Origin of the sequence: Chelativorans multitrophicus (assembly GCF_011317445.1) — a bacterium.
GTDB classification, from domain to species: Bacteria; Pseudomonadota; Alphaproteobacteria; order Rhizobiales; family Rhizobiaceae; genus Chelativorans; species Chelativorans multitrophicus.
Map to the genome: position 1 here is coordinate 76,838 of NZ_JAAAPL010000006.1, position 24,298 is coordinate 101,135.

A 24,298-nucleotide genomic window follows, 5' to 3' on the forward strand; every position below is an offset into this window, starting at 1 on the left:
AGGAACGGCTATTTAACGGCATTGCTTTGCAAAGCGTTATTCCAGGTCATATGCAATCTTCGCCGGGCGCGTGTCGCCGAGGAACTGCTGCAGTCGCGGCACGACGAAGTCGAGGAAGACACGCACGCGCTGTGGCATTCGCAGCCCTCCCAGAAAAACGGCATGAACCTCTTCTTCATCGGATTCGACCGCATCGGTGAGCACTTCCACCAGCCGGCCTGCGGCAAGATCCGCCCGCACATGATAGTCGCCCATGCGGGCAAGCCCCACACCGGCAAGTGCCATTCGCCGCACCGTCTCGCCATTATTGGCGAGCAGTGAGCCATTCACCACGCGGTCGACGGTTCGCCCGCTTTCCTTGAGCGGCCAGACGGGTGCAGCACGGCGGAAGTTGAAGCCCAGGCAGTTGTGCCGCGAAAGGTCCTCGACCTTGCGCGGCGTCCCGCAGCGACCAAGGTAGGAAGGTGACGCGACGATCTTGCGGCGAGCCACGCCGATGCGGCGCGCCATCATGCCGGAATCGGGAAGTGGTCCCACGCGGAAAGCGATGTCGGTACGATCAAGGTAGAGATCGACGATCTCGTCCGACAGCGATAGATCGACGACGATGTTGGGATAAGCGCGCCAGAACTCGGGCAAAAGCGGTTCCAGACCCAGCACTCCGAATGCGACCGAGGCATTGACCCGGACCGTACCGTCGGTCGCCGCGGCACCATAGGAAAGTTCCCGCTCGAGCAGGTCGAGCTCCTGAAGCAGTGCCCGGCTGCGCTCATGGTAGATTTGCCCCTCCGTGGTCAGCGACAGACGCCGGGTCGAGCGCTCGACAAGACGCACTCCGAGCCGTGCCTCCACCCGCGAGATCAGCTTGCTGACCGTAGACGGCGTCATGCGCAGCAGCCGCGCGGCTTCCGAAAAACTGCCCGTCTCCACAACGCGCAGGAACACCTGCATTTCCCAGGTCCGGTTGTCCATCGGCGCCTCATTTATGATTTTGTTTCACAGATGATGTGGGAATCGAGCGGATTATCAAGCCCCCGAATACGCCTTATTTGACCGCGCATGACAAACGCGTCCGCGCTCGATTCCACCCCGCATTCCCGGCGAATGGCGCTCGGGATCCGACACGGCAAGGCCGTTTGACCAATCCAGAAGGACTTTCGCAATGCAAACCGTCACCGCTCACGGCGCGACCATCCCTGCTCTCGGCTTCGGCGTCTTCCGAATGTCCGACGCAGAGGTGGAGCGCATTATCCCGGCCGCGCTCGAGGCCGGCTTCCGCCACTTCGACACTGCTCAAATCTACCAGAACGAAGCCGCGCTCGGCCGGGCGCTGGAGCGTGCCGGTGCCCGCCGCGAGGATTTGTTTCTGACCACCAAGGTATGGGTCGATAACTATAGCGCCGACAAGTTCGCCGCTTCTGTCGACGAAAGCCTCGAAAAGCTGAAGGTCGATCAGGTTGATCTCCTTCTCCTGCATTGGCCGGCCCATGAGGTTCCGGTGGCGGCGCAGATCGAGAGGTTGAATGCCGTGAAGGACGCCGGAAAGACCCGGTTTATCGGCGTATCCAACCAGAACATCGCGCAGATGCGGGAGTCGATCGCCCGCTCGGCCGCGCCGATCGTCACCAACCAGGTGGAATTGCATCCCTATCTGCCCCAGCACTCGCTTGTCGCGGCCGCAAGGGACAGCGCTGTCGCAGTCACCGCCTATTACGGCATGGCCGACGGCGCTGTGCCGAAGGACCCGGTACTGCAGCAGATCGGCGCCAGATACGGCAAGAGCGCCGCACAGGTTGGGCTACGCTGGCTTGTCCAGCAGGGCTATGTCGCCCTTTCCAAAACGGCTAACCCTGCACGCGTCGCGGAAAACATCGCGATCTTCGATTTCGCCCTTGATGAAACCGATATGGCCGCCATCGCCAAGCTTGCCCGCCCCGACGGGCGGCTCGTCAGCCCTCCCGGCCTTGCTCCTGATTGGGACGCCTAAGGAGCTTCAATCATGAACGCCAATGTCTCGACGGCCGGAACGACGGCCGAAGCATCCTCGTCCCCCCGCTGGGCGCTTCTCGCTCTTGCGATCGGCGCTTTCGGTATCGGCACGACCGAGTTCTCGCCGATGGGGCTTCTGCCCGTCATCGCGCAGGGGGTCGATGTTTCGATCCCGACGGCGGGGCTCCTCATCAGCGCCTATGCGATCGGCGTGATGATTGGCGCGCCGATCATGACGCTCGCCTTCAGCCGTTTCGGCAAGCGTACGGCGTTGATCCTTCTGATGGTTATCTTCACCATCGGCAATCTGATGTCGGCCATGGCTCCGGGCTACTTTACGCTGCTCGCTGCCCGTCTCGTCACCAGCCTCAATCACGGCGCCTTCTTCGGCCTGGGCGCGGTGGTGGCGGCAAGCGTGGTGCCGAAAGAAAAACAGGCAAGCGCCGTGGCCGCCATGTTCATGGGCCTGACTATCGCCAATATCGGCGGTGTGCCGGCAGCGACCTGGGTTGGCCAGCAGATCGGCTGGCGCATGGCCTTCGCCGGAACGGCACTTATCGGTATCGCAGCCATCGCGGCGCTTTGGACCGCTCTTCCAAAGGGCGTGCGCGGCTCGATGCCGGATCTGAAGCGCGAGATGGGCGTGCTTACTCGACCCACGGTGCTGCTTGCGATGGCGACCACCGTCATGGGGGCGGGGGCGATGTTCACGCTTTACACTTATGTCGCGCCTACCCTTGAGACCCTCACCGGCGCGTCCGACCGTTTCGTCACCATTGGGCTCGCGTTGATCGGCATCGGCTTTACCATCGGCAATTGGCTGGGCGGGCGGCTGGCCGACTGGTCGCTCGATGGCGCGACCAAAATATTCCTCGGTGCGCTCGCCGTGATCATGCTCGTCCTTCCGCTGGCCTTTGGCACTCATGCGGGGGCGGCCATCGGTCTCCTTGTCTGGGGCGCTGCGGCATTCGCCATCGTCCCGCCGGTGCAGATGCGGGTGATGCAAGCCGCATCGGAAGCGCCGGGCCTGGCCTCCTCCATCAATGTCGGAGCCTTCAACCTTGGCAACGCGCTGGGAGCGGCCATCGGCGCTGGAGTTATCAGCCTCGATCTTGGCTATGCGGCGGTCTCCATCGCTGGCGGCCTGCTCGCCTCCGCGGGTCTTGGCATGGTGCTCATCGGCGGCCGCGAGAAATCCCCACGACTCAAGATGTGTGGAGCCTAAAGCGGGGTTGGGTGGGCTTGGTCTGGAAAGCCTGCGTCCATAGCGGCCGATCCAAACGCAAAACACGCCCCGCCCAGCCTTTCGGCAAGCGGGGCGTGCTGCTTGGTCCGGCGCAGCTTCAAGAGAAATGAATAGGCACGGCAAGAGGTGCTTGCGGCCTTCAATCAGCTGAGAACGATGCAAGCGTGAGCAGCCGATCGGAAAGCTATGTGCTCGATGAAGTCGTTCGGATTCATCGAAATGCCGAGGCTTCCAGGCGTTTGCTCACGCTCTGCCTGTCAAAAATTTCGACGTGGCGTGTTCCGCTGTCTCGGCCGATCGCTTCAACAGACCGACGGCGCCGCGCACGCCCGCTGTGGCGCTGGTGACGACAGGCAATCCGGTGCTGATCTCCACATCGACGATGACGTCCAGCGTATGAAGCCCCCCGCAGGAAATCAAGACGGCGTCGACCGGTCCGGCATCATGTACCGCCTCTTTGCAAAGCTGCAACAGGCGTTTTGCAGGTGTTCCCGCCACGTCGGCAACCGAGGTGATGCCGAGCGACTTCAAGCTTCGGGCCTCGATGCCGTGTTCATTCAGGAACGCGGCAAGCAGATTGTTCACGTCCTGCCTGTAGGCGGTCACGACCGCGATCCGACGCGCGCCGTGGGACTTCAGTTCATCGACCACGGCCTGGCTCATCGTGGTCGCGGGCAGGCCACTCCGGTTGCTCATATGCGTGATCAGTTCGGCGTTGAAGGCCGCGCCGCGGAAGAAGCTGAGCGATGTTCCCATCAACGCGACCGCCTGCGCCCCGGCTTGCGCGTGGCGTTCAGCGTGGTCTCCGACGAGGTCGATTACACCGGCATAGCCACAGGGCGTCATTTCCTTGAGCCCGAGACCAGAGGCGTGGAAGGTCACTTCCGGATACATGGCGACCGCCTCGGGAGGCACCAGGCCGGCGGCCGGAGGGACAATGAGACCGATGACGGGGTCTTCCGCACTCATGCGGCGGCTTTCCTGAAGCTGCGCAACTCACTCACCAGCGCCCAGACAATGAAAGCGACCGCCACAGCCAGAAATATGGCGCAGACGGGCCGGGTCAGCAGTGGCAGGTAGCTGCCATCATAGATCACCAGACCGGAGCGTAGGTTTTCTTCGGCCATGGGCGTCAGAATGTAGGCGATGATGAAGGGCCCGGTCGGGATCTTCGCTTTGTGCATGAGATACCCGAGGGCGGCGAAGACCAGCATCACGCCCGCATCGAACAGGCGACTGGAAACCGAATAGGCGCCGATGAAGCAAAAGACCACAATCGGCGGCAGGAGATAGGCCTTGTTAACATACATCAGCCGCGCCAGCAGAGGCGTCGCCAACCACATGATTGCCAGCATCGCCACATTCGCCACGAGGACGCCGCCGATGATCGTATAGGCGATGGCTGGATTCTCGGCGAAGAGCAGCGGACCTGGATTGAGGTTGTGGATCACCATGGCGCCCAACAGGATGGCCGTGATCACGGAGCCTGGTATGCCGAGGGTGATCAGCGGCACCAGCGCGCCGACGGTCCCGCTGTTGTTGGCGGCCTCGGAAGCGATGATGCCTTCCGCCGCGCCCTTGCCGAAGCGCTCGGGCGTTCGGGAGACGGCCTTTTCAATGGAATAGGCCGCGATCGAGGCAGTGGTTCCGCCGACGCCGGGCAGGATGCCGATCCAGGTGCCCACGAGCGAGGAGCGCAGGAAAGTCCAAGCATAGCGTGCGAGATCGCTCATGCGCATGACAACACATGACCCGCCGCGCGTCGCGCTCATTGGCCTGATGGCATCGCCGCAGTCCACCAGAACTTGGCTCAGCACGAGCGCGCCCAAAAGGACCGGCAGCAGGGCAAAGCCGTTGTCGAGGCCATGAAAGCCGAAGGTCAGCCGCAGCGTGCCGGTGATGGGATCCACGCCTGGCAGGGAGACAAGGGCCCCCAGGACCGCGGCCAGGAGGCCGTTGACCAAGCTGCCGCGGGAAATTGTGGCGATAAGGCTCAGCGCCACCACGGTCATGGCAAAGATTTCGTAGGGTCCGAAGCGAACGGCGATGAGCGACAGCGGGGGCGACAACAATGCAAGGATCAACCAGGCGATCATGCTGCCCACGAAAGAGGCAAGGACGCCAAGGCCCAGAGCCCGAGCAGGCTCGCCGGCCGCGGCCATGGGATAGCCGTCGAGCGTCGTCATGATCGCCGCCTCGGTGCCGGGCATGCGCATCAGCGTTGCGCTGATGAGGCCGCCGGTCGTGGCGCCGATATACATGGAAACCAGCAGCAGAAGCGCGTCCTCGCCGCTCATGAAAAAGGTCATCGGCAAGGCCAGCGATATGACCATCGCACCCGAGAGTCCCGGGATTGCGCCGACGAAGATGCCGACGGCTGTGCCGAGGACGATCCAGGGCAGACCGCCGGTAAGGATGTGAGCGAAAACCTCAGACATGTGGCCCCCCAAAATATCCGGCGATCAGCATCAGATATCCACGTAGAAAAAGCTGGTGAAGACGTAATGGACCAGGAATGCAAAGAGTACCGACGATATGAGAGCGGCGGCCAAGACCGGAATGCGGCGCTCGCCGGTCAGGAAGACGAACATCAGGAAGGTGAAAGCCGAGGTGGCCAAAGTGAAAGGGACGGCGGGCAGGGCGAAGGTCGCGAAATAGGCGGTGATGAGGGCAAGCGCCCCGAACGCCTTTGCCGCCGAGTGCGCGGTTGCCGGGCCGGCTTCGCTTTCGACCTCCTCCTGCGCGCCGCCAGCCATGAGAAAAGAGAGTGCCTTCAGGCCGACCAGACCCAGCGCAAGGACACCCAGCGCCATGGGAAATGCCCCGCTGCCGATCCGCTCGTAAACGGCGGGGGGAATGGCCATGCTGGCGTGGATCGCGGCAGCCGCGACGGCGCACACGACCAGCATGAACAAAAGTGCGGGCGTGCTCTCACGGAGAAGACGTCGTGTCATCTGACTCTCCAATTCGATGCCGTAGCGGCTCCCGGACGGTTGCTTTACTGGCCTGAGGTGGCTTTCACCACATCCACGACCCCGACATAGTCCTGATAGTCTTTCGCGATCGCCGCGCGCAGCTCTTCGCCCCGGAGTACCGCGGCTTCCTCGCCGCTATTGGCGATATATTCCTGCACCTCGTCGGTTTCGATCGCGGCCTCGATCGCGTCTGCGATCACTTTGATCGCCTCCTCCGGCGTGTTTTTGGGCGCCCAGTAGCGGCGCATAAGGCAGGCGCTGATGTCGTAGCCCAGTTCCTGCGCGGTCGGCAGATCGGGTGCCTCGTCGAAACGCTCCATGCCGAGTGCCGCAAGCGGGCGAAGATCGTTCTTCCCGCGCTCCAGCCACGGCGTTGACATGAATGCCAGATCAGCGAACCCGCCCTTGAGCGAGGCAAACCGCTTGGATGTTCCGCCGGTCGGGACGATCGTCCACTCGGTTTCGGCTTGCGACATGAGCATGGCGGAGGGGAAGTGTGTTGCGCTGCCGATATCGTCGGCCTGCTTCAGCTTGCCCGGGTTCTGTTTGGCATAAGCGATGAGCTCTTCCAGAGTCTTGAACTCCGAGCTTTCGGGAACGGCCACGAACATGCAGCCACGCGTGGCCTGGATGACAGGTTCGAAGTCGTCGGGCGTATACTCGACCCGCCCGAGCGCGGAAGCGGCGAACATCTCCTGGTGGATCTGCAAGATCGTATAGCCGTTGGGCTCGGCATCCAGAACCTGACGGGTGCCGACCGTGCCCGCCGCACCATCGGCGTTGACCACGACGAACGGCACCGGCAGGAGATCGTGCTTCTCGATCGCCGCCTGAATGGCTCGTGCCAGTCCGTCGCTGCCGCCGCCGGCGCTGAAGGGGACGATCAGTTTCACCGGCTTTTCCGGAAATTCTGCCTGCGCGGGCAAAATCGCCATGCTCGCCGCGGCGGCGGACGCAAGCAATGCAATCAACAGATTACGCATTCGGTTCCTCCCTTGAATTCCAGCTTCAGACCTCCGCCCCGATCCGGAGAGCTTGATCTGCGAAAATTAGATTGATATCAAACTTTCTGCATGTCAACCATCTTGAAATCAACTTATTCGGCGTGCTGCCCAAGGAGGGAAAGCTTTGAATCTTGCGATCCAGACCGTCACGGCCTATCCAGCCTATATCCCGGTGACGCTTTCGATCGGGCCGGTGGAGGTCGCGACCTCCTTGTCCTGCGCAGTGGTCGAGGTGACGACCGCTGACGGCGTGGTGGGCTACGGCTTCACAGCCATTACGGACGAAGAGGTGATCGTCGCGATCGTGAAGGAACTGGTCGCACCCGAAATCGTCTCGCTCAATGCGCTCGAGCGCGAGAAAATCGCCGAACGGCTCTATTGGCTGCTCACGCCGCGCGGCCAGACGGGTTACGCCAGCCACGTGGCTTCGGCGGTTGATCTGGCACTTTGGGATATCCTCGGCAAGGTCACCGGCCAACCCTGTTGGAAGCTCCTCGGCGGTGCTCGCGAAGAGGTCCCGCTGTACGTGACCTTCGGCTTTGGTTCATTCGACCGTGACCAGCTGGTCGACGCGGCCCGGCATCTGAAGGCTGACGGTGTAACGCATTTCAAGATGGTTGTCGGCCATCACGCCCTGAAGCGCCGCAATGCAGGCGAGGATCTGCGCGCTATTGTCGCCGAGGACGCGGAGCGGGTGCGGCTGGTTCGTGAGGCGGTTGGCGAGGGTTGCGAGATCTTCGTCGATGCGAACTGCAGTCTCGACCCCGGGTCTGCGGCGTGGCTCGCCAGCCGCCTGCGCGACCTTAACGTCGCGTTTTTCGAAGAACCGGTGCGTGACAACGATCCAGCCCGGCTCGCCGAGCTCCGCCGCACCTCCAATCTGCGTGTCGCTGCGGGCCAGAATGAAGGGCAGTTGTGGCGCTTCCAATCGCTTCTGGACGCCGATGCCGTGGACGTGCTTCAACCCAACGTGGTCATCTGCGGCGGGCTGACCGCAGGCGCCAAGATTGCTGCCCTGGCTCAGGCCCGCAACATCCAGATCGCCAATGGCGGCGCCTTTCCCTTCCACAACATGCATCTTCACGCTGGTCTCGCCCATGGCGGAATGGTCGAGTGGCACCTGATCTCGGTGGAGATGTGCAAGGCGCTGTACAGCGGCCTTCCCCGGCGCCAGGGGTCCGTACTGAAATTACCGGACACACCGGGGCTGGGTTTCGCAGCGGATCCGGCTGCATTGCGCGAGTTTGCGGCACGGCCGACATCGCGCGGAAAAGGAAAGGGCTGAATGCGCTACCGGTCGAAAGCGCCTCTGGTCTGTGCGGATGATCTGCGGGAAGCAGCCCGCCGGCGCATGCCGCGCTTCGCGTTCGATTTCATCGACGGGGCGGCGGGAAGCGAGGCGGGACTGGCACGCAACCGAGCAGCCTTCGAGGCGGAGCTGCTCAGGCCACGCGCGCTGGTCAATACCGATGGCGACCTGAAGACCGGGAGGCGTTTCCTGGGGCAGGAATGGTCGGTTCCGTTCGGCATCTCGCCCATTGGGCTGGCTGGCATCGCCTGGCCGGGAATCGATCTGGTCCTGGCTGGTGCGGCGGAGCGCAACGGTGCGCCTTATATTGCCTCCACGCCGGCCACCGCCAGCCTTGAGGATCTCAAACGCACGGCAGCCGTTTCCGCCTGGTTCCAGCTTTATGTCGGCCGTTCACAGGAGATCGTGGATGACCTGATCGACCGGGCCGCGGCCGCGGGTTACGAGGTTCTGGTTGTCACAGTCGACGTGCCGCGTCCGGGCAAGCGCCGGCGGGACCTGCGCAACGGCTTTGCCCTGCCGTTGAAGATCGGCCCGCGTATGATCGCGGATCTCATGACGCATCCGAAGTGGTCGCTTGAAGTTCTGCGTAAGGGCGCGCCCCGCTTCGCCAACCTGGAACGTTATGCCCCTCCCGGTGCCGGCGCGCGGTCCCTTGCGGAGTTGATGGCCGGGCAGAGCTCCGGGCGGCTTGATTGGACGCTTTTGGCGCAGCTACGCGAGCGCTGGCAAGGACGGCTGGTCGTCAAGGGCATCATGGCACCCGAGGACGCTATGCGTGCTCGCGAAGAGGGGGTGGATGCGGTAATCGTGTCCAATCATGGAGGGCGCCAGCTTGATAGCGCGCCGGCCACCCTGCATGCGCTGAAGCAAATCCGCGAAGCCGTCGGGCCGGATTATTCGCTGGCGGTTGATGGCGGGATCCGCACCGGCGAGGACATCCTGAAAAGCCTATTCGCCGGCGCGGATTTCACTTTTCTCGGGCGTCCGTTCCTCTATGCCGTTGCAGCGCGGGGGACGAATGGGGCGAACGATCTCTTTGACATGCTCCGCGCAGAACTCGTAAACGCCATGGCACAGGTCGGGCGTTGTGAACTGTGACTGTTTTCGCTGTTTTGAGAGGCGTTTTGCGGGCACGTTGTTTGAGACTGACTGAGAGGTTTGCCGGATGACCCGTCCAGATGATGTCGTGGAGCAAGCGTTGGAAGCTCCTTCGGAAAGGCCATCCATGATAGATCTCGGGATTCTGGAGGAGCTGACCGGCTTTTACCTGCGGGCGGCCTATGAGGCCTGCTACAACGACTTTGCCACGGTGCTCGGCCCGGATAAGCTAAAGCCTGGCAGCTTCGCGCTGATGTCGTTGATATTCGAGAACCCGGGAATCACCCAGGTTGAGCTCGCACGGGGCAGTGGCCGCGACAAGTCCAGCGTGGCCATCGCGCTACGGCAACTGGAGGATTCAGGGCTGATCCGGCGCGTCCGCCTCGAGGGCGACCGGCGCTCCTATGCCAGTTATCTCACGAGCGCGGGAGAGACGCTTTATCAGCGGATGATAGCCAAGGCGCGCACGCATATCGAGCGTGTGGACGCGATTGTTGGGCCAGAACGCAAGGCGATCCTGCTGACGATTCTGAAAGACATCGTCGACGGGCTTCAGGCGGATTAAGGCACCGCCGCCCATCGCTTCGCCTCTCAAACGCGATCTCAACGCCGTGTGGCTGACTGGAAGGACGTTGTCCTTCATCTCGCCTGAGAACAGCCTCGCTTCCGTGCGTCTGACGCTCAAGGGATGTGACAGTACACCTCACGTCGCCAAGGCGTTGAAACCCTTGCTTTTTATCTAGCCTGCCGCTATGAGCGAACAGATCTTGGCTGTTGCCAGATTGCTCTGCGCCGGGAAGCCGTTCCCCGGGCGGGGGAACTCAGTCGGCTTTCCGCGCTTTCATGGTTTCGCGCTGCGCTTTTATCGGGTCGGCAATGTTTTGCGGTCTGTTCGCGACCATTTGTTATCCACCATAGTTCGTGCATGTGCGTCTGCCTTTGAATGAGCAGCCAGCATCATCATATTCTATGACAGCGCGTCGCTGAATTTTACGCAGCGTAAGCCTGACTTTCCAACTTCGTAGGTCGATCGCCGCAATTCTGACGAAGACATCCCGGCATTCGCAAACTTCACATCGAGAAGGATTTCATGGACAGGCGTTCATTCATCATCGGAGGAGGCGGGGCACTAGCGGGCATGACCGCTTTTCTGAACAATGCCGTCGCCCTTGCACAGGATCAGGCCGAAACGGCGCAGCTTCAGCAGTCTCTCCCCGGGGAAACGCAACCCTTCTCGTTCGACCTCCTGACGGCCACGATGAAGCAGAAGGCCGAAAAAGAATATCAACCGGTAGAGGAAGCTCTGCCGGAATCGGTGACGGAGTTGAGCTATGATCAGCATCGCGCGATCCGCTTCCGGCCCGATGCTGCCTTTTTCGCCGGCGAGGCTCCTTTCGAACTCCAGGCCTTCCATCCCGGCTGGCTCTTCAAGCAGCCGGTGCATCTTCATGTGATCGAGAACGGCGCCGCCACGAGGATGCACATCACATCGCAGATGTTCGAGTACCGCCAGCCCTTGTTGGACCCGCAGAAATTTCAAGGCATGGAGTTTCCGGGCGTTGCGGGCTTCCGGCTGCACTATCCGCTCAACAATCCGGATATCATGGACGAGCTCGTGTCGTTTCTCGGCGCCAGCTACTTTCGGGGGTTGGGGCGGGGAAGCATCTATGGGATCTCCGCGCGCGGCCTTGCGGTGAATACGGCGACGCCCGTTGGCGAAGAATTTCCGATGTTCACCGATTTCTGGATCGAGAAGCCGGAGCGCAGAAGCAAGTCCATCATGGTCTATGCCGCGCTCGATAGCGCCAGCGTCACGGGAGCATATTCGTTCCAGATCACGCCCGGCCAGAATACGACCATGGAGGTGATCGCGCGGCTCTTCATCCGCAACGACATCCAGAGACTGGGCATCGCGCCGATGACCTCGATGTTTCTTTTCAGCCAGAACAATCATCATGCCTTCGACGATTACCGGGGTGAGGTGCATGATAGCGAAGGCCTCAAGATCGTGCGGGGCAATGGCGAGGAGCTGTGGCGCCATCTGAACAACCCGAAGGAGCTCGCCACGTCCTTTTTCGGCGAAACGGGCGTCAAGGCCTTCGGTCTGTTCCAGCGCGATCGGGACTTCGACCACTACCAGGATGCGGAGGCGCATTACGAGCGCCGTCCGTCGCTCCTTGTCGAGCCGCTCGGCGACTGGGGCAAGGGGTATCTCAACCTGGTGGAGATCCCGACAGAGCTCGAGGTGAACGACAATATTGTCGCGTTCTGGATGCCGGAAGGGGAGGTGAAAGCCGGCCAACAGTTCGAATACCGGTATCGCCTCACTTGGGGCGCGATCGAGGAGCCGACGAATCAGCTCGCGCGAGTGACCGCTTTGCGCGCCGGCATCGGCGGCACTTCCGGCGTGGAAAATGCAGAGGGCCTGAGGAAGTTCGTGGTGGATTTCGAGGGAGATGTGCTCGGGAACCTAGCCGCGGATTCGAACGTTGAGGCCAGTATTTCTGTGACAAGGGCGGAAATAGTGCACAGCGCGGTATCTCGTGTCGAAGCCAATGGCGCATGGCGATTGGTCATCGACCTCATGCCCGAGGGAGACGCGCCGGTGGAGATGACCGGTTATTTGAGTTTGAACGGCCAGAGGCTATCTGAAACGTGGGCGTATCAGTGGAGAAGAACCGATGAGCAGCGCTGAGGAAAACTTGCGCGCGCATCATATCGTTCAGCAGAGCGCGTTGCCTGCGGCTCCCATGGCGATGCCGGAGCAAGTGTTGTCGCGGCGCTGGCGCGGCTTTTTGCTGCGGCCGTTCCTTCAGTGGCTGGCGCTGAGATAGATATCTTGCCGGCAGACCGGCTTTTGAACGGGATTTGTGATGGTTACGTTGCGGCGCGCCGCCTCTGCTCTCTTTGCATTGGCGATGGCACTTACGGCCAGCTATCTGGCGATAGGCTATTTCGATTCAGATGGGTTGCAGTGGCTGGATCTCGCGCGCGTGGTCCTGCTGGCGCTCAGCACGGCCTGGCTCGCCTGGGGCGCGGTCCTGGCACTCAACGGGCTGTTCTCGCTTCGGCGTGGACGCGTGCCTCGCCTGCGCGGTCCGATCACGGTCAGAACTGCCGTGGTGGTGCCGGTTTATAACGAGGACCCCGTCAAATCCTTCTCGCATGTGGCTGCGATGGTGAAGAGCATCGGCCGGACATCCTTCGCCAGCCAATTCGATTTCGTCATTCTTTCGGACACCACCGATCAACGGATTGCCGCGAAAGAGGAGTTCTGGCTTGTGCGGCTCAAAACCGAGGTGAGCCATATCTGCAAGATCTTTTACCGGCGTCGTCCCTCAAATCCGGGAAAGAAGGCGGGCAATATCGCTGATTTCATCAAAACCTCCGGTGCGCTGTACGACTACCTCATCATCCTTGACGCCGACAGCCTGATGGAGGGCTCGACGATGGTGGAGATGGTGCGGCGCATGGAGGCCGATCCTCAGCTTGGTTTGTTGCAGACCTTGCCAAAGGTCATTCGCGCACGCTCGTTCTTCGGACGGGCCATTCAGTTTTCCGCCTCTTACTACTCTCCTATCTACGCTCAGGGCCTCGCACTGCTGCAAGGCACGGAGGGTCCTTTTTGGGGCCACAACGCGATTACCCGTACACGCGCTTTCGCGCAGAGCTGCGGCCTCCCGCAATTGCCGGGTAAGCCCCCCTTCGGCGGCCATATCCTCAGCCACGATTTTGTCGAAGCGGCTCTCCTGGCGCGGAATGGATGGAAGGTGAGAATAGATCCCGATCTGCGCGGTTCTTTCGAGGAGGGACCGGATAACGTCATTGATTACGCCAAGCGCGACCGCCGCTGGTGCCAGGGTAATCTGCAGCACAGCCGGATCTTGCCCGCCCCGGGATTGAAGAGATGGAGCCGTTTCGTCTTCGTACAAGGTATTATGGCGTATGTTTCGGCGCCTCTTTGGGCGCTCTTCCTTGCTGCCAGTATTATCGCTCCGGCCATGACCGTGATCCCGGATTATTTCCCGGCGCCTGGATTGCCCGTTTTTCCCAAAGTTGAAACGGCGAATGCCCTGGCGCTGCTTACCGGCGTGGTCGGGCTTCTTCTCGGGCCGAAGCTCCTTATTCTGATCGACGGCATGATAACCGGGCGGAATCGCCGCTTTGGCGGAAGCATCCGGGCTTTCTGCAGCGTCGTGATCGAGATTGTCTGCACGAGCGTCCTCGCGCCGATCATGATGCTGTTCCAGACGCGGGCGGTGCTTGAGATTCTGGCCGGGGCGGATGCAGGATGGCCTGCTGCCAACCGGGAAGCCGGCCGCGTCAGCCTCAGCGAGGCCTGGGCGGCCAGTTGGTGGGTCATGGTGGTCGGGCTTATAACGATTGGAGCGGCCTACCGGCTTGCGCCGGATTACCTGATTTTCGTGCTTCTGGTGGCGGGTCCTCAGGTCGTGGCGCCGTTTGTGATCAGCGGCACGTCTTATGCCGGCCAGGCGCTCCGCCGCGCGCCGGTCAGCCTGTTCGTCACACCCGAGGAACTGACGCCCTCGCAGGTAATGCGCGAGCAGCAGAATGTCCTGGTGCGTTGGCGAGCGGACACGGTGGAACTTTCGGACTCAATAATGGCCGAGCAGTCGGAGGATCCGGCGGAGGCCAGGACCAGCCGATGACCACCACGCTTCCGCAGTTGGGCGGGCGCGATCACAGGATAGATGCCTTCCGCGGCATTGCTCTCCTGATGATCTTCGTCAATCACGTCCCGGGCAACGCCTTCGAGAATCTTACTTCGCGCAATTTCGGATTTTCCGACGCGGCGGAAGCTTTCGTGCTTATGTCCGGCATCGCCGTTGGGCTCGCCTATGCGCGTCCGTTCCGTGCAGGAGAGTATCTCAAAGGCTGCCTGAGTGTCTGGCGCCGCGCCGGCACGTTGTATGTCGCGCATATGGTCTGCACCGCTATCGCCATCGGAATTCTGGCGGCGGGCGTTGTCTTTCTCGATACTATCGATGTGCTTGCGCGCGTGAACTTCACGCCGCTCCTCGAACAGCCGCTCAGGACGATGGTGGGTCTGCCGCTGCTTACGCATCAGCTTGGCTATCTGAACATCCTGCCCATGTATGCGGCGCTGCTTGTCATTTCACCGGTCTATATCCTGATAGGATTGTGGAACCGCCTTGGCCTCATAGCCGTGGCCATCGTGGTCTGGGTGCTGGCTGGCGCCTTCCGCATCAACCTGCCTAATTTCCCGCTGCCAGGCGGCTGGTTCTTCAATCCGGTGAGCTGGCAGCTGATTTACGCCATCGGCATTGCCGGCGGCCTTGCCATGATCCACAAGCGCAGACTGCTTGGCTATCACGGATGGCTGTTTTCCGCCTGCCTTGCCTATCTGGGCTTCTCCCTCCTCTGGGTGCAGATGGAGATGGGCAGTTTGCCGTTCCAGCCATATCTCCCGTTCTACATCGGCGGAATGGACAAGACATTTCTCGCGCTTCCCCGGCTGCTGCATGTGCTGGCGCTCACTTATGTGCTCACGAATCTCCCCGCCGCTTCACGCCTGCTGGCGGGACCCGCCTTTCACGCCATCCGGCTTATCGGGCAGCACGGGCTCGCGGTGTTCACGGTCGGAACCGTGCTGTCGATCGCGCTGCAGGTCCTGCGCGCGCGCTTCGATACAAGCATGGTCGAGGATGCGGCGCTCCTGACAGGGGGCATTCTCGTCCAATACGGCATCGCGCGCTTTATCGCGGCGAGTTCCGAGCGGAAGCGGACTGTGCGAGACGGCGCCAATATAGGCGAACCGGCGGTAGCCGGTTCCATCGCACGGCGGGCGTAGGCTAAAGCCAGTCTGGAAGGGAATCGAGGGCGATCAGCTGCTCATAGGTGGGGCGCGGCCTCACGATATGGAAGCGATCCCCATTCACCAGAACTTCCGGCACCAGCAGGCGGGAATTGTAGGTGCTCGACAGCACCGCGCCATAGGCGCCGGCAGTGCCGACTGCAATCAGGTCGCCCGGTTCCATCCTGGGCAGATCGCGGTCGAGCGCCAGGAAGTCGCCCGTCTCGCAGACCGGCCCCACCACATCCGCTTTGAGGTGCGGCGCATCCGCTGCCGGTTCGGCAACGGGGCGGATCGTGTGATACGCATCGTAGAGTGTCGGGCGAATGAGGTCGTTCATCGCCGCATCGATAATGAGGAAGTTCTTCCCTTCGCCTTCCTTCAGGTAAAGCACCCGCGAGATCAGAACCCCGGCATTGCCCACGATGAGGCGCCCGGGCTCGAAGATCACTTTCAGGCCCAAACGCGTCACATGCCTGCGCACCACCTCGGCATAGGCATCCGGTAGAGGCGGCGGCTCGTTGTCTTCCCGGTAGGGTACACCCAGTCCGCCTCCAAGGTCCACATGCTTGATGGCGTGACCATCCGCGCGAAGCGTCTCCGTCAGCTCGGTCAGAAGGGCAAAAGCCTGGTCAAACGGCTGCAGCTCGGTGATCTGGCTACCGATATGCATGTCGATGCCAGTGACTTCGAGGCCTGGAAGGCTCGCCGCGCGGGCATAGGCCGCGCGAGCATCCTTCCAGGGGATGCCGAACTTGTTCTCGGATTTGCCGGTTGAGATCTTCTTGTGCGTTTTCGCGTCCACATCCGGATTGATGCGCAGCGACACCGGCGCCTTAACGCCTATTGCGCGGGCGCGGGCGGAGAGCAGTTCAAGCTCTGGCAAGGATTCCACATTGAAACACAAAATGCCCGCGGAAAGCGCGAAATCCATCTCCTCACCGGTCTTGCCAACGCCGGAAAAGAGGATCTTGTTCGCCGGAATTCCGGCTGCCAGCGCGCGGCGCAACTCGCCTTGGGAGACGACGTCCGCCCCCGCTCCCAGATTTCCGAGCGTCTTTAGCACCGCCTGGTTTGAATTCGCTTTCATCGCGTAGCAGACGAGCGCGTCGAGGCCGGAAAGCGCTTCGGAAAACACCCGGTAATGGCGTTCCAGCGTGGCTGTCGAGTAACAGTAAAAAGGTGTGCCGACTGCCGCCGTTATCCGCGGTATCGGCACATTCTCGGCATGCAGCACGCCGTCGCGATATTGGAAGTGGTTCATTGGACGGGTTCTTTTCTTACGCCGTGGTGACGGTGCCGGAGGACCAGAGAAGGGTACCAGCCGGTACGCGACATCGACAGAGCGCCTATTGAATCAGCCGGTCGAGGATAAAAGGCCGGTTCGTGGCAGGCCTCTGCGGCTCGGGCGGCACAGGCTGGTCATTCCGCTCCGCCTCCCGCCGCGCTTCGACAGCCGCTTCATAGGGCGTATCGAGCGGGCCCTTGCGGCCGCAGGCGGAGAGCCCGACCGCCAGGCCGAGGACAAGAAGAGTGAGCGTTGCCTTTACTTTCATGTGCCGTCCAATCCGTTGGATCCCGGAACCTTCTAGCCCTTTTTCTCCAGACTTGCATCCCGTTTCAGCCGCTTCTTCCAATAGCGGACCTGCCGGCGCACCTCGGCGGGTGCAGTGCCGCCGAAGGATGTGCGGCTTTTCACGGAGTTGCCGACCGACAGAACCGAAAAGATGTTCTCGGTGATGGCCGGGTGGATCGCCTGGAGGTCCGAAAGCGCGAGCTTTTCCAGCCCGCATTTCCGCTCCTCGGCCAAGGCCACGGCGCGGCCCGTCACGTGGTGGGCCTCGCGGAAGGGCAGGCCAGCCTCGCGCACCAGCCAATCGGCAAGATCAGTGGCGGTGGAAAAGCCGCTTCCAGCAGCTTTCTTCATGGCGGCCGCATTCACCTCCATATCACCGATCATGCCGGTCATCGCCGCAAGCATCAGGTCCAGCGTTTCCGCGGCGTCGAACACGGCCTCCTTGTCTTCCTGCATATCCTTGGAATAGGCGAGCGGCAGGCCCTTCATCACCGTCAAGAGGCCGATCAGATGCCCGTTGATGCGGCCCGTCTTGGCGCGGACCAGCTCCGCCGCATCCGGGTTCTTCTTCTGCGGCATGATGGAGGAGCCGGTGGAGAAGGCATCGGACAGGCGGATGAAGCCGAACTGCGATGTCGACCAGATGACGATCTCCTCCGCAAGCCGCGAAAGATGCGTCGCGCAGATTGCGCTCACGGAGAGGAATTCCAGCGCGAAATCGCGATCGGAAACCGTATCGATCGAATTGCGCGTGGGCTCGCGAAAGCCCAACGTCTTCGCGGTCATGTGACGGTCGATTGGAAAGCTCGTGCCCGCGAGCGCTGCTGCTCCCAGCGGGCTCTCGTCCAGCCTCTCGACGGCATCGCGCACGCGGGTACGGTCGCGGCCGAACATTTCCACATAGGCCATCAAATGATGGCCGAATGTTACTGGCTGCGCCGTCTGCAGATGCGTGAAGCCGGGCATCACGGTTGCCGCATGTTCCTCGGCGCGGACAAGGAAAGCTTCGATCAGGCCGCCAAGCGCCACGTCGATCCGCAACAGCTCTTCCTTGACCCAGAGGCGGAAGTCGACCGCCACCTGGTCGTTGCGCGAGCGCGCGGTGTGCAGCCGGCCCGCGGCCGGGCCGATCAGCTCCGCCAGCCTTGCTTCGACATTCATGTGGATGTCTTCAAGTCTGGTGGAAAATTCGAACTTGCCTGCTTCAATTTCTGACAGGATTGTGTTCAGCCCGTGAGCGATCTTCTTTTCGTCCTCGGTGGAGATTATGCCAGTTTCGGCAAGCATTGCCGCATGGGCGAGGCTGCCGCGGATGTCCTGGGCATAGAGTTTCCGATCGAAGCCGATGGATGCATTGATCGCTTCCATGATGGCATCGGGGCCTGAGGCAAAACGTCCGCCCCACATGCGGTTGCTGGCTTTGTTCTCGTTCATCATGGTAACCGGGCGCTGGAGTAAAGAAATGCCGATGAATAGGAAGTTTCCAGCGGTTGGTCTGGTCGCGCTTTCCGCGGTCGCAGGCATCATCGCCGGGGTTACCGCCCTATACGTGATGGGTGGGCCGAATGGCAACCTCAGCGCGGGTAATGTCGAGACAGCCGCCTGTGAGGCGACGAGCCAAAAAGCTCAGGCGCTGGATAGCGCCATTAGCGGTGAAGTAGCCGCCATGCTGCCTGCCGATCCTCCTCAATCCCTCAGCAATCTCGGCTTCAACGGGCCGGAGGGCGAGCCGATAACGGTAGCCGGCCTGGCCGGGAAAACACTTCTCATCAACCTCTGGGCCACCTGGTGCGTGCCGTGCCGCACGGAAATGCCCGCGCTGGACATGCTGGAGCGCGAGATGGGCTCCGACCGTTTCGAGGTGGTGGCCATCAATGTGGACCGTGGCGGCGACGAGAAGCCGAAGGCGTTTCTGGAGGAGACCGGAATCAAGTCGCTCGCCTATTATCGGGACAGTTCCCTTGGAGTTTTCAACGAGCTGAAGACGCGGGGACTGGCGCTTGGCCTTCCGGTCACTCTTCTGGTGGACGAAGATGGCTGCCTGCTGGCGCATATGAACGGGCCTGCCGAGTGGGCTAGCGAGGACGCCAAGAGGCTGATCCGGGCCGCCGTGGGCGAGGAAGGCTGAAGGAGCGCTTTTATGTGCATCCGCCATAGCGGATGCCATTCCTTCCTGGAACCTGCCCAAGGGTGAGCCTATTCTCAAGGCAGCTGATGCCAGCCGAGAGGCCAAGGAGAGCTGCGCCATGGGTTTTCGCCGCGATCGTCTCACCGCGCCCATTTTCAAGTGGGCTTCCGGCATCATGCCTCCCATCTCCCAGACGGAGCGGGAGGCGATCGATGCCGGCACTGTCTGGTGGGACGGGGCTCTCTTTACCGGAAATCCGGATTGGAACGAGCTTCTCTCCATGCCGGAGGCCGAGCTTTCGGCAGAGGAGCAGGCCTTCATGGACGGGCCGGTGCGCCAGCTTTGCGCCATGGTCGACGATTGGACGCTCAACTGGCGCGACCGCGACCTCGCGAACTCGGTTTGGGATTTCATGCGCCGCGAGAAGTTCTTCGGCATGATCATTCCGAAGGCGTATGGCGGGCTTGGCTTCTCCAATTTCGCCCATTCGGAGGTCGTTCGCACCGTCTCCTCCGCAAGCGTGGTCGCGGGTGTGACCGTGATGGTGCCGAACTCTCTCGGACCCGGCGAACTCCTCATGCATTTCGGTACCGACGAGCAGCGGGATTATTGGCTGCCGCGGCTGGCGGACGGCCGGGAAATCCCCTGCTTCGGGCTTACATCGCCGCATGCGGGTTCGGATGCCGCGTCCATGACGGATACAGGCGTGGTGGAATACGGCACGTGGAAGGGGAGGAAGGTCCTTGGCATCAGGCTCAATTTCCACAAGCGCTATATCACGCTAGGACCGATCGCGACCGTCATGGGCCTCGCCTTCAAGATGCGCGATCCGCAAAAACTCCTCGGCCGCGGGGAAGAGCTTGGCATCACGGTGGCGTTGCTCCCCACCGACACGCCCGGCGTTTCCCATGGCGAGCGGCACATTCCGCTCTTCACCTTTTTCCAGAACGGCCCCCTCTACGGCAAGGATGTTTTCGTGCCGCTCGACCACATTCTCGGCGGAGAAAAACAGATCGGCCAGGGATGGACCATGCTGATGACCGCGCTTGCCGCCGGGCGCAGCATTTCGCTGCCCTCCCAATCGGCGGCATCCGCGGCGATGGCCGCGCGAACGAGCGGGGCTTATGCGCGGATTCGCACCCAGTTCAATGTCCCCATTGGTTTTTTCGAGGGCGTGCAAGTGCCGCTGGCCGAAATGGCGGCCAATGCCTATCTGATCGATGCCGGAAGGAGGCTGACCCTCGCCGCCCTGGACAAGGGCCATCGGCCGTCAGTGCTTTCGGCCATCATGAAATATCATGCCACAGAACGCATGCGCCGTTCCATGACGCACGCGATGGATGTCCACGGCGGCAAAGCCATCATCGAGGGGCCGCGTAACTATCTGGCCTCAGGCTATCGCTCGGTCCCCATCGGCATTACGGTGGAGGGCGCCAATATCCTCACGCGCAATCTGATGATTTTCGGCCAGGGCGCGATCCGTTCGCATCCATTCATGCTGAAGGAGCTGTTGGCGCTTTCAAATGAGGACAAAGGCCGCGGGCTGACCGCATTTGATGATGTTTTTTGGAAGCATCTCGCGCATGCCGCAAAGAATGCAGGCCGCGCCTTTTTCCGCGGCTGGTCGGGATCAATGATTGGTCCCGCTCCGCGCAGTGCCGCGAACCCGCGCTACTGGAAGAAGCTTTCCCGCCATACGGCGGCATTTGCGCTTACCGCCGATCTTGCGCTCCTGACGCTGGGCGGGTCTTTGAAACGCAAGGAGATGCTTTCGGCCCGGCTGGGCGATATCCTTGCGGAACTTTATCTCCTGGGCGCGGTGCTGAAGCGCTTCGAAGACGAAGGCCGCCAAGCCGAAGATCTGCCGATCGTGGAGTATTTGATGCGGCAGGGAGAAAGCCGCATCGCCGCCGCCTTTCGCGGCGTGCTCGACAATCTGCCCGCGCGTTGGGCGGCGTGGCTGGTGCGGCTGCTCGCCTTTCCATTCGGCGTGCCCGATCCCACTCCCTCCGACCGGCTGACGGCGCGCATCGCGGAAATTCTTTTGAAACCCTCATCTCAAAGGGACCGTCTGACACCCGGCCTCTATCTTGGCGACGGCCATGCCGAGCATCCCCTCAAGGATTTGGAGGAAGCTTTCCGGCTTGTGATTGAAGCCGCGCCTATCGAGAAGAAGATGCGGGAAGCACGCATTCACGACACTCAAGCGGCGCTGGATGAGAAGGTCATTACGCCAGCGGAACGGGAGTTGCTTGGCCGCGCTGCGGCGGCGGTGGAAAAGGTTGTTGCGGTCGATGCGTTCCCGATGGAGGCGCTTTCTCCCACGGCCGGCCAGCACAAGCGGCAGAAGCCCACACCGCGGCGCCCACGTCAGAAGCAAACAGCGGAATAGGCTTTGCGGAAATCCATTCCAAGCTAGCGTGTCGGAACCGGCGGATCTTCGCGGTAATCGTAGAAGCCGCGGCCCGTCTTGCGGCCGAGCCAGCCTGCCTCGACATATTTCACCAGCAGAGGGCAGGGGCGATATTTCGAATCTGCAAGCCCTTCATAAAGCACCTGCATGATCGAAAGGCACGTGTCGAGCCCGATGAAGTCGGCAAGCTGCAATGGACCCATCGGATGGTTTGCGCCGAGCCGCATGGCCGTGTCGATCGCCTCGACGGATCCCACACCCTCATAGAGCGTGTAGATTGCCTCGTTGATCATGGGCAAAAGTATGCGGTTGACGATGAAAGCAGGGAAATCCTCAGCGACGGTAACTGTCTTGTCGAGGCTTTCCACGAAGGCTTTCGCCGTCTCGAAGGTGTGATCTTCCGTGGCGATGCCACGAATAATCTCGACAAGCTTCATCACCGGCACGGGGTTCATGAAGTGAATGCCGATGAAACGTTCCGCGCGATCCGTCTGCGAGGCGAGGCGCGTGACCGAGATGGAGGAGGTGTTGGTGGCGAGCAGCGCCTCGGGATTCAGAATCGGGCAGAGCTGCGCGAAAATCTTGCGCTTGATCGTTTCGTCTTCCGTCGCCGCCTCAATTACCAAGTCGGCGTCCGAAAGCTCGTCCACGGTCTTTGCGGGCATGATGCGGGCGAGCGCTTCCTGCCGGGTCCGTTCCTCGAGCTTTGCAGAATGGACCTGGCGGGCCATGTTGCCGCTCACCGTTGCGATGCCCGCTTCGATGCGCTCGGGAGAGATATCATATAGCTTCACGCGATAGCCGGCGATCGCAGCTACATGGGCAATGCCGCTTCCCATCTGCCCAGCGCCGACGACCCCCACCGTTTTGATGCTGCCCGTCATATCCTCATCCGCGGCTTTTGCCGCCGCGTTCCCGTGTTGCTGCGATGCAAGCTAAAAGGGCAGGGTCATTTCGTCCACCCTGCCCTCAACGATTCTGCATGCGCTCAAGAAATTGTCAAAGCGCCTTTTCAAGCTCCGGCAGGATCTGGAAGAGATCGCCGACGATGCCATAGTCGGCCACTTGGAAGATGGGCGCTTCCTCGTCCTTGTTGATGGCCACGATGACCTTCGAATCCTTCATTCCCGCCAAATGCTGGATGGCGCCGGAGATACCGCAGGCAATATAGAGATCGGGCGCCACAACCTTGCCCGTCTGGCCCACTTGCCAGTCGTTCGGCGCGTAGCCGGCGTCCACCGCCGCGCGCGAAGCGCCGATGGCGGCTCCGAGCTTGTCTGCAAGGGGCAGGAGCACCTCCTCGAACTTTTCCGCCGAGCCCAAGGCGCGGCCGCCGGAGATGATGATCCGGGTCGAGGTCAGTTCCGGCCGGTCGCTTGCCGCGATCTTGTTTTCCACGAAGCGCGACAGACCCTTGTCTGCTGCTGCACCGACGTTCTCCACCGGAGCGGATCCCCCCTCGCCGGCAGCCTGGAAGGAGGATGTGCGGACCGTGATCACGCGCTTCGCATCGGTGGCTTCCACCGTCTGAATGGCGTTGCCGGCATAAGTCGGCCTTTTGAACGTCGTGGCATTTACCACCTCGATGACGTCGGACACCTGCATGACGTCGAGAAGTGCGGCCACGCGCGGCAGGACGTTTTTGCCCATGCTGGTGGCTGGGGCCACGAAAGCATCATAGCCGGTCGCCAGCGCCACGATCGTATCGGCCAAAGGCTCCGCAAGCTGCTCTTTGAGAGCCTCGCTTTCCGCCAGCAGCACCTTGCGCACTCCGGCAAGCCGGGCAGCGGCGTCCGCCGCTGCCTTCGCGCCTTGGCCAGCCACGAGAATATCGATCTCGCCGCCGATCTTTTGAGCCGCCGAGAGCGCCTTCGCGGTCTGCTCCGAAAGCGTGTTGTTGTCGTGCTCCGCGATGAGGAGAATTGCCATCGTACCTGTCCTTTCCTAACCGCCAGGCCTAGAGCACGCCGGCTTCGTTCTTCAGTCGGTCGACCAATTCAGCGGCCGAGGAGACCTTGATGCCCGCCTTGCGTTTCGCCGGCTCCTCGGTTGTCAACACCTTGAGCCGGGATCTTACTTCGACGCCGTAGTCGGAAGGGGCCTTCTCGTCGAGCGGCTTCTTCTTCGCCTTCATGATGTTGGGAAGCGAGGCATAGCGCGGCTCATTCAGGCGCAGGTCGGTCGTGACGATTGCCGGCAGCTTCAGCTCCACCACCTGCAGGCCGGCATCCACCTCGCGCGTGATCTTCGCCGTGCCCTCGCTGATCTCCAGCTTGGAAGCGAAGGTGCCTTGGGCCCAGCCAAGAAGCGCCGCCAGCATCTGCCCGGTCTGATTGGCGTCGTCATCGATCGCCTGCTTGCCGAGAATGATCATGCCCGGCTTTTCCGCCTCGGCGATGCCCTTCAGGATCTTGGCGACATCAAGCGGCTCGACCGCCTGATCGCATTTCACCAGAATGGCGCGGTCGGCACCCATGGCAAGCGCGGTTCTGAGCGTCTCCTGCGCCTGGGCGGGGCCGATCGAGACCGCCACGATCTCCTCAACCTTGCCGGCCTCTTTCTGCCGGATCGCCTCTTCCACCGCGATCTCGTCGAACGGGTTCATCGCCATTTTGACATTGGCAAGCTCGACACCGCTGCCGTCCGCCTTCACGCGAGGCTTTACGTTGGCGTCAATCACCCGCTTCACAGGTACAAGAACTTTCATGCACTTACACCTCT

At 61.7% G+C, this 24,298-nt stretch carries 22 protein-coding genes; 11 read left to right on the forward strand and 11 right to left on the reverse strand.

Annotated elements, in window-relative coordinates; all coding sequences use genetic code 11:
• Positions 1–36: 36 nt before the first annotated feature.
• On the reverse strand, positions 37–972 hold the full coding sequence (locus GNP00_RS20780) for a LysR family transcriptional regulator (RefSeq protein ID WP_011582366.1): 936 nt from the start codon (positions 970–972) through the stop codon (positions 37–39).
• 190 nt (positions 973–1,162) lie between these two features.
• Between GNP00_RS20780 and GNP00_RS20785 the strand changes: the two genes are divergently transcribed.
• Together GNP00_RS20785 and GNP00_RS20790 are read left to right on the forward strand one after the other, a co-directional pair.
• Positions 1,163–1,987, forward strand: a complete 825-nt coding sequence (locus GNP00_RS20785; protein WP_011582365.1) for an aldo/keto reductase — start codon at positions 1,163–1,165, stop codon at positions 1,985–1,987.
• Between the two features lie 12 nt (positions 1,988–1,999).
• Entirely contained in the window at positions 2,000–3,214 is a 1,215-nt protein-coding gene (locus GNP00_RS20790) for an MFS transporter (protein WP_166016261.1), read from the forward strand.
• 264 nt (positions 3,215–3,478) lie between these two features.
• Here the strand turns inward: GNP00_RS20790 and GNP00_RS20795 are convergent, their stop codons facing one another.
• The 4 genes from GNP00_RS20795 to GNP00_RS20810 are packed head-to-tail and all read right to left on the reverse strand — an operon-like array spanning position 3,479 to position 7,193.
• The gene (locus GNP00_RS20795) at positions 3,479–4,204 is read right to left on the reverse strand and encodes an arylmalonate decarboxylase (RefSeq protein ID WP_011582363.1); all 726 of its coding nucleotides are present in this window, start codon (positions 4,202–4,204) and stop codon (positions 3,479–3,481) included.
• Positions 4,201–5,673, reverse strand: coding sequence for a tripartite tricarboxylate transporter permease (locus GNP00_RS20800; protein WP_011582362.1), 1,473 nt, complete (start codon positions 5,671–5,673; stop codon positions 4,201–4,203). The genes GNP00_RS20795 and GNP00_RS20800 overlap by 4 nt, the downstream gene beginning before the upstream one ends.
• 30 nt (positions 5,674–5,703) lie before the next feature.
• The gene (locus tag GNP00_RS20805; RefSeq protein ID WP_011582361.1) at positions 5,704–6,189 is read right to left on the reverse strand and encodes a tripartite tricarboxylate transporter TctB family protein; all 486 of its coding nucleotides are present in this window, start codon (positions 6,187–6,189) and stop codon (positions 5,704–5,706) included.
• Between the two features lie 44 nt (positions 6,190–6,233).
• Complete coding sequence (locus GNP00_RS20810) at positions 6,234–7,193, reverse strand: tripartite tricarboxylate transporter substrate binding protein (protein ID WP_011582360.1); 960 nt, start codon at positions 7,191–7,193, stop codon at positions 6,234–6,236.
• Positions 7,194–7,338: 145 nt separating this feature from the next.
• Here GNP00_RS20810 and GNP00_RS20815 point away from each other — a divergent pair, with 145 nt between their 5' ends.
• From GNP00_RS20815 to GNP00_RS20845, 7 genes are all read left to right on the forward strand, one after another.
• Positions 7,339–8,499, forward strand: coding sequence for a mandelate racemase/muconate lactonizing enzyme family protein (locus tag GNP00_RS20815; RefSeq protein WP_011582359.1), 1,161 nt, complete (start codon positions 7,339–7,341; stop codon positions 8,497–8,499).
• Complete coding sequence (locus GNP00_RS20820) at positions 8,500–9,624, forward strand: alpha-hydroxy acid oxidase (RefSeq protein WP_011582358.1); 1,125 nt, start codon at positions 8,500–8,502, stop codon at positions 9,622–9,624.
• A gap of 67 nt (positions 9,625–9,691) precedes the next feature.
• Positions 9,692–10,189: a MarR family winged helix-turn-helix transcriptional regulator gene (locus GNP00_RS20825; protein ID WP_011582357.1), complete on the forward strand. Its 498-nt coding sequence runs from the start codon at positions 9,692–9,694 to the stop codon at positions 10,187–10,189.
• 525 nt (positions 10,190–10,714) lie between these two features.
• Positions 10,715–12,319 carry an OpgD/OpgG family glucan biosynthesis protein gene (locus GNP00_RS20830; RefSeq protein ID WP_011582356.1) on the forward strand — a complete coding sequence of 535 codons (1,605 nt, stop codon included), beginning with the start codon at positions 10,715–10,717 and terminating at the stop codon, positions 12,317–12,319.
• Positions 12,306–12,458: a hypothetical protein gene (locus GNP00_RS20835; protein WP_157038108.1), complete on the forward strand. Its 153-nt coding sequence runs from the start codon at positions 12,306–12,308 to the stop codon at positions 12,456–12,458. The genes GNP00_RS20830 and GNP00_RS20835 overlap by 14 nt, the downstream gene beginning before the upstream one ends.
• 39 nt (positions 12,459–12,497) lie before the next feature.
• The gene (gene mdoH, locus GNP00_RS20840) at positions 12,498–14,294 is read left to right on the forward strand and encodes a glucans biosynthesis glucosyltransferase MdoH (protein WP_011582355.1); all 1,797 of its coding nucleotides are present in this window, start codon (positions 12,498–12,500) and stop codon (positions 14,292–14,294) included.
• Positions 14,291–15,457 carry an OpgC family protein gene (locus GNP00_RS20845; protein ID WP_011582354.1) on the forward strand — a complete coding sequence of 389 codons (1,167 nt, stop codon included), beginning with the start codon at positions 14,291–14,293 and terminating at the stop codon, positions 15,455–15,457. Before mdoH ends, GNP00_RS20845 begins: the two co-directional genes overlap by 4 nt.
• Position 15,458: 1 nt before the next feature.
• Here the strand turns inward: GNP00_RS20845 and lysA are convergent, their stop codons facing one another.
• The 3 genes from lysA to argH form a co-directional block, all read right to left on the reverse strand.
• A complete protein-coding gene (gene lysA, locus GNP00_RS20850; protein WP_011582353.1) occupies positions 15,459–16,724 on the reverse strand; it encodes a diaminopimelate decarboxylase in 1,266 nt (421 codons plus the stop codon).
• 85 nt (positions 16,725–16,809) lie between these two features.
• Entirely contained in the window at positions 16,810–17,016 is a 207-nt protein-coding gene (lptM, locus tag GNP00_RS20855) for an LPS translocon maturation chaperone LptM (RefSeq protein WP_011582352.1), read from the reverse strand.
• Between the two features lie 32 nt (positions 17,017–17,048).
• The gene (argH, locus tag GNP00_RS20860; RefSeq protein WP_011582351.1) at positions 17,049–18,470 is read right to left on the reverse strand and encodes an argininosuccinate lyase; all 1,422 of its coding nucleotides are present in this window, start codon (positions 18,468–18,470) and stop codon (positions 17,049–17,051) included.
• 28 nt (positions 18,471–18,498) lie between these two features.
• Here argH and tlpA point away from each other — a divergent pair, with 28 nt between their 5' ends.
• Together tlpA and GNP00_RS20870 are read left to right on the forward strand one after the other, a co-directional pair.
• Entirely contained in the window at positions 18,499–19,164 is a 666-nt protein-coding gene (gene tlpA / locus GNP00_RS20865) for a thiol:disulfide interchange protein TlpA (protein ID WP_011582350.1), read from the forward strand.
• A 118-nt stretch (positions 19,165–19,282) separates the two neighbouring features.
• On the forward strand, positions 19,283–21,556 hold the full coding sequence (locus tag GNP00_RS20870; protein WP_011582349.1) for an acyl-CoA dehydrogenase: 2,274 nt from the start codon (positions 19,283–19,285) through the stop codon (positions 21,554–21,556).
• Positions 21,557–21,579: 23 nt separating this feature from the next.
• Here the strand turns inward: GNP00_RS20870 and GNP00_RS20875 are convergent, their stop codons facing one another.
• From GNP00_RS20875 to GNP00_RS20885, 3 genes are all read right to left on the reverse strand, one after another.
• Entirely contained in the window at positions 21,580–22,461 is an 882-nt protein-coding gene (locus GNP00_RS20875; protein WP_011582348.1) for a 3-hydroxybutyryl-CoA dehydrogenase, read from the reverse strand.
• 115 nt (positions 22,462–22,576) lie between these two features.
• Positions 22,577–23,506, reverse strand: coding sequence for an electron transfer flavoprotein subunit alpha/FixB family protein (locus GNP00_RS20880; protein WP_166016263.1), 930 nt, complete (start codon positions 23,504–23,506; stop codon positions 22,577–22,579).
• A gap of 28 nt (positions 23,507–23,534) precedes the next feature.
• Complete coding sequence (locus GNP00_RS20885) at positions 23,535–24,284, reverse strand: electron transfer flavoprotein subunit beta/FixA family protein (RefSeq protein ID WP_011582346.1); 750 nt, start codon at positions 24,282–24,284, stop codon at positions 23,535–23,537.
• Positions 24,285–24,298 lie beyond the last annotated feature (14 nt).

Coding starts and splice junctions, on each gene's coding strand:
- GNP00_RS20780 (WP_011582366.1), bottom strand. CDS start 972: ATGGACAACCGGACCTGGGAAATGCAGGTGTTCCTGCGCGTTGTGGAG.
- GNP00_RS20845 (WP_011582354.1), top strand. CDS start 14,291: ATGACCACCACGCTTCCGCAGTTGGGCGGGCGCGATCACAGGATAGAT.
- GNP00_RS20805 (WP_011582361.1), bottom strand. CDS start 6,189: ATGACACGACGTCTTCTCCGTGAGAGCACGCCCGCACTTTTGTTCATG.
- lptM (WP_011582352.1), bottom strand. CDS start 17,016: ATGAAAGTAAAGGCAACGCTCACTCTTCTTGTCCTCGGCCTGGCGGTC.
- GNP00_RS20830 (WP_011582356.1), top strand. CDS start 10,715: ATGGACAGGCGTTCATTCATCATCGGAGGAGGCGGGGCACTAGCGGGC.
- GNP00_RS20795 (WP_011582363.1), bottom strand. CDS start 4,204: ATGAGTGCGGAAGACCCCGTCATCGGTCTCATTGTCCCTCCGGCCGCC.
- GNP00_RS20810 (WP_011582360.1), bottom strand. CDS start 7,193: ATGCGTAATCTGTTGATTGCATTGCTTGCGTCCGCCGCCGCGGCGAGC.
- tlpA (WP_011582350.1), top strand. CDS start 18,499: ATGCCGATGAATAGGAAGTTTCCAGCGGTTGGTCTGGTCGCGCTTTCC.
- GNP00_RS20875 (WP_011582348.1), bottom strand. CDS start 22,461: ATGACGGGCAGCATCAAAACGGTGGGGGTCGTCGGCGCTGGGCAGATG.
- lysA (WP_011582353.1), bottom strand. CDS start 16,724: ATGAACCACTTCCAATATCGCGACGGCGTGCTGCATGCCGAGAATGTG.
- argH (WP_011582351.1), bottom strand. CDS start 18,470: ATGAACGAGAACAAAGCCAGCAACCGCATGTGGGGCGGACGTTTTGCC.
- GNP00_RS20785 (WP_011582365.1), top strand. CDS start 1,163: ATGCAAACCGTCACCGCTCACGGCGCGACCATCCCTGCTCTCGGCTTC.
- GNP00_RS20825 (WP_011582357.1), top strand. CDS start 9,692: ATGACCCGTCCAGATGATGTCGTGGAGCAAGCGTTGGAAGCTCCTTCG.
- GNP00_RS20790 (WP_166016261.1), top strand. CDS start 2,000: ATGAACGCCAATGTCTCGACGGCCGGAACGACGGCCGAAGCATCCTCG.
- GNP00_RS20885 (WP_011582346.1), bottom strand. CDS start 24,284: ATGAAAGTTCTTGTACCTGTGAAGCGGGTGATTGACGCCAACGTAAAG.
- GNP00_RS20820 (WP_011582358.1), top strand. CDS start 8,500: ATGCGCTACCGGTCGAAAGCGCCTCTGGTCTGTGCGGATGATCTGCGG.
- GNP00_RS20800 (WP_011582362.1), bottom strand. CDS start 5,673: ATGTCTGAGGTTTTCGCTCACATCCTTACCGGCGGTCTGCCCTGGATC.
- GNP00_RS20835 (WP_157038108.1), top strand. CDS start 12,306: ATGAGCAGCGCTGAGGAAAACTTGCGCGCGCATCATATCGTTCAGCAG.
- GNP00_RS20880 (WP_166016263.1), bottom strand. CDS start 23,506: ATGGCAATTCTCCTCATCGCGGAGCACGACAACAACACGCTTTCGGAG.
- GNP00_RS20870 (WP_011582349.1), top strand. CDS start 19,283: ATGGGTTTTCGCCGCGATCGTCTCACCGCGCCCATTTTCAAGTGGGCT.
- mdoH (WP_011582355.1), top strand. CDS start 12,498: ATGGTTACGTTGCGGCGCGCCGCCTCTGCTCTCTTTGCATTGGCGATG.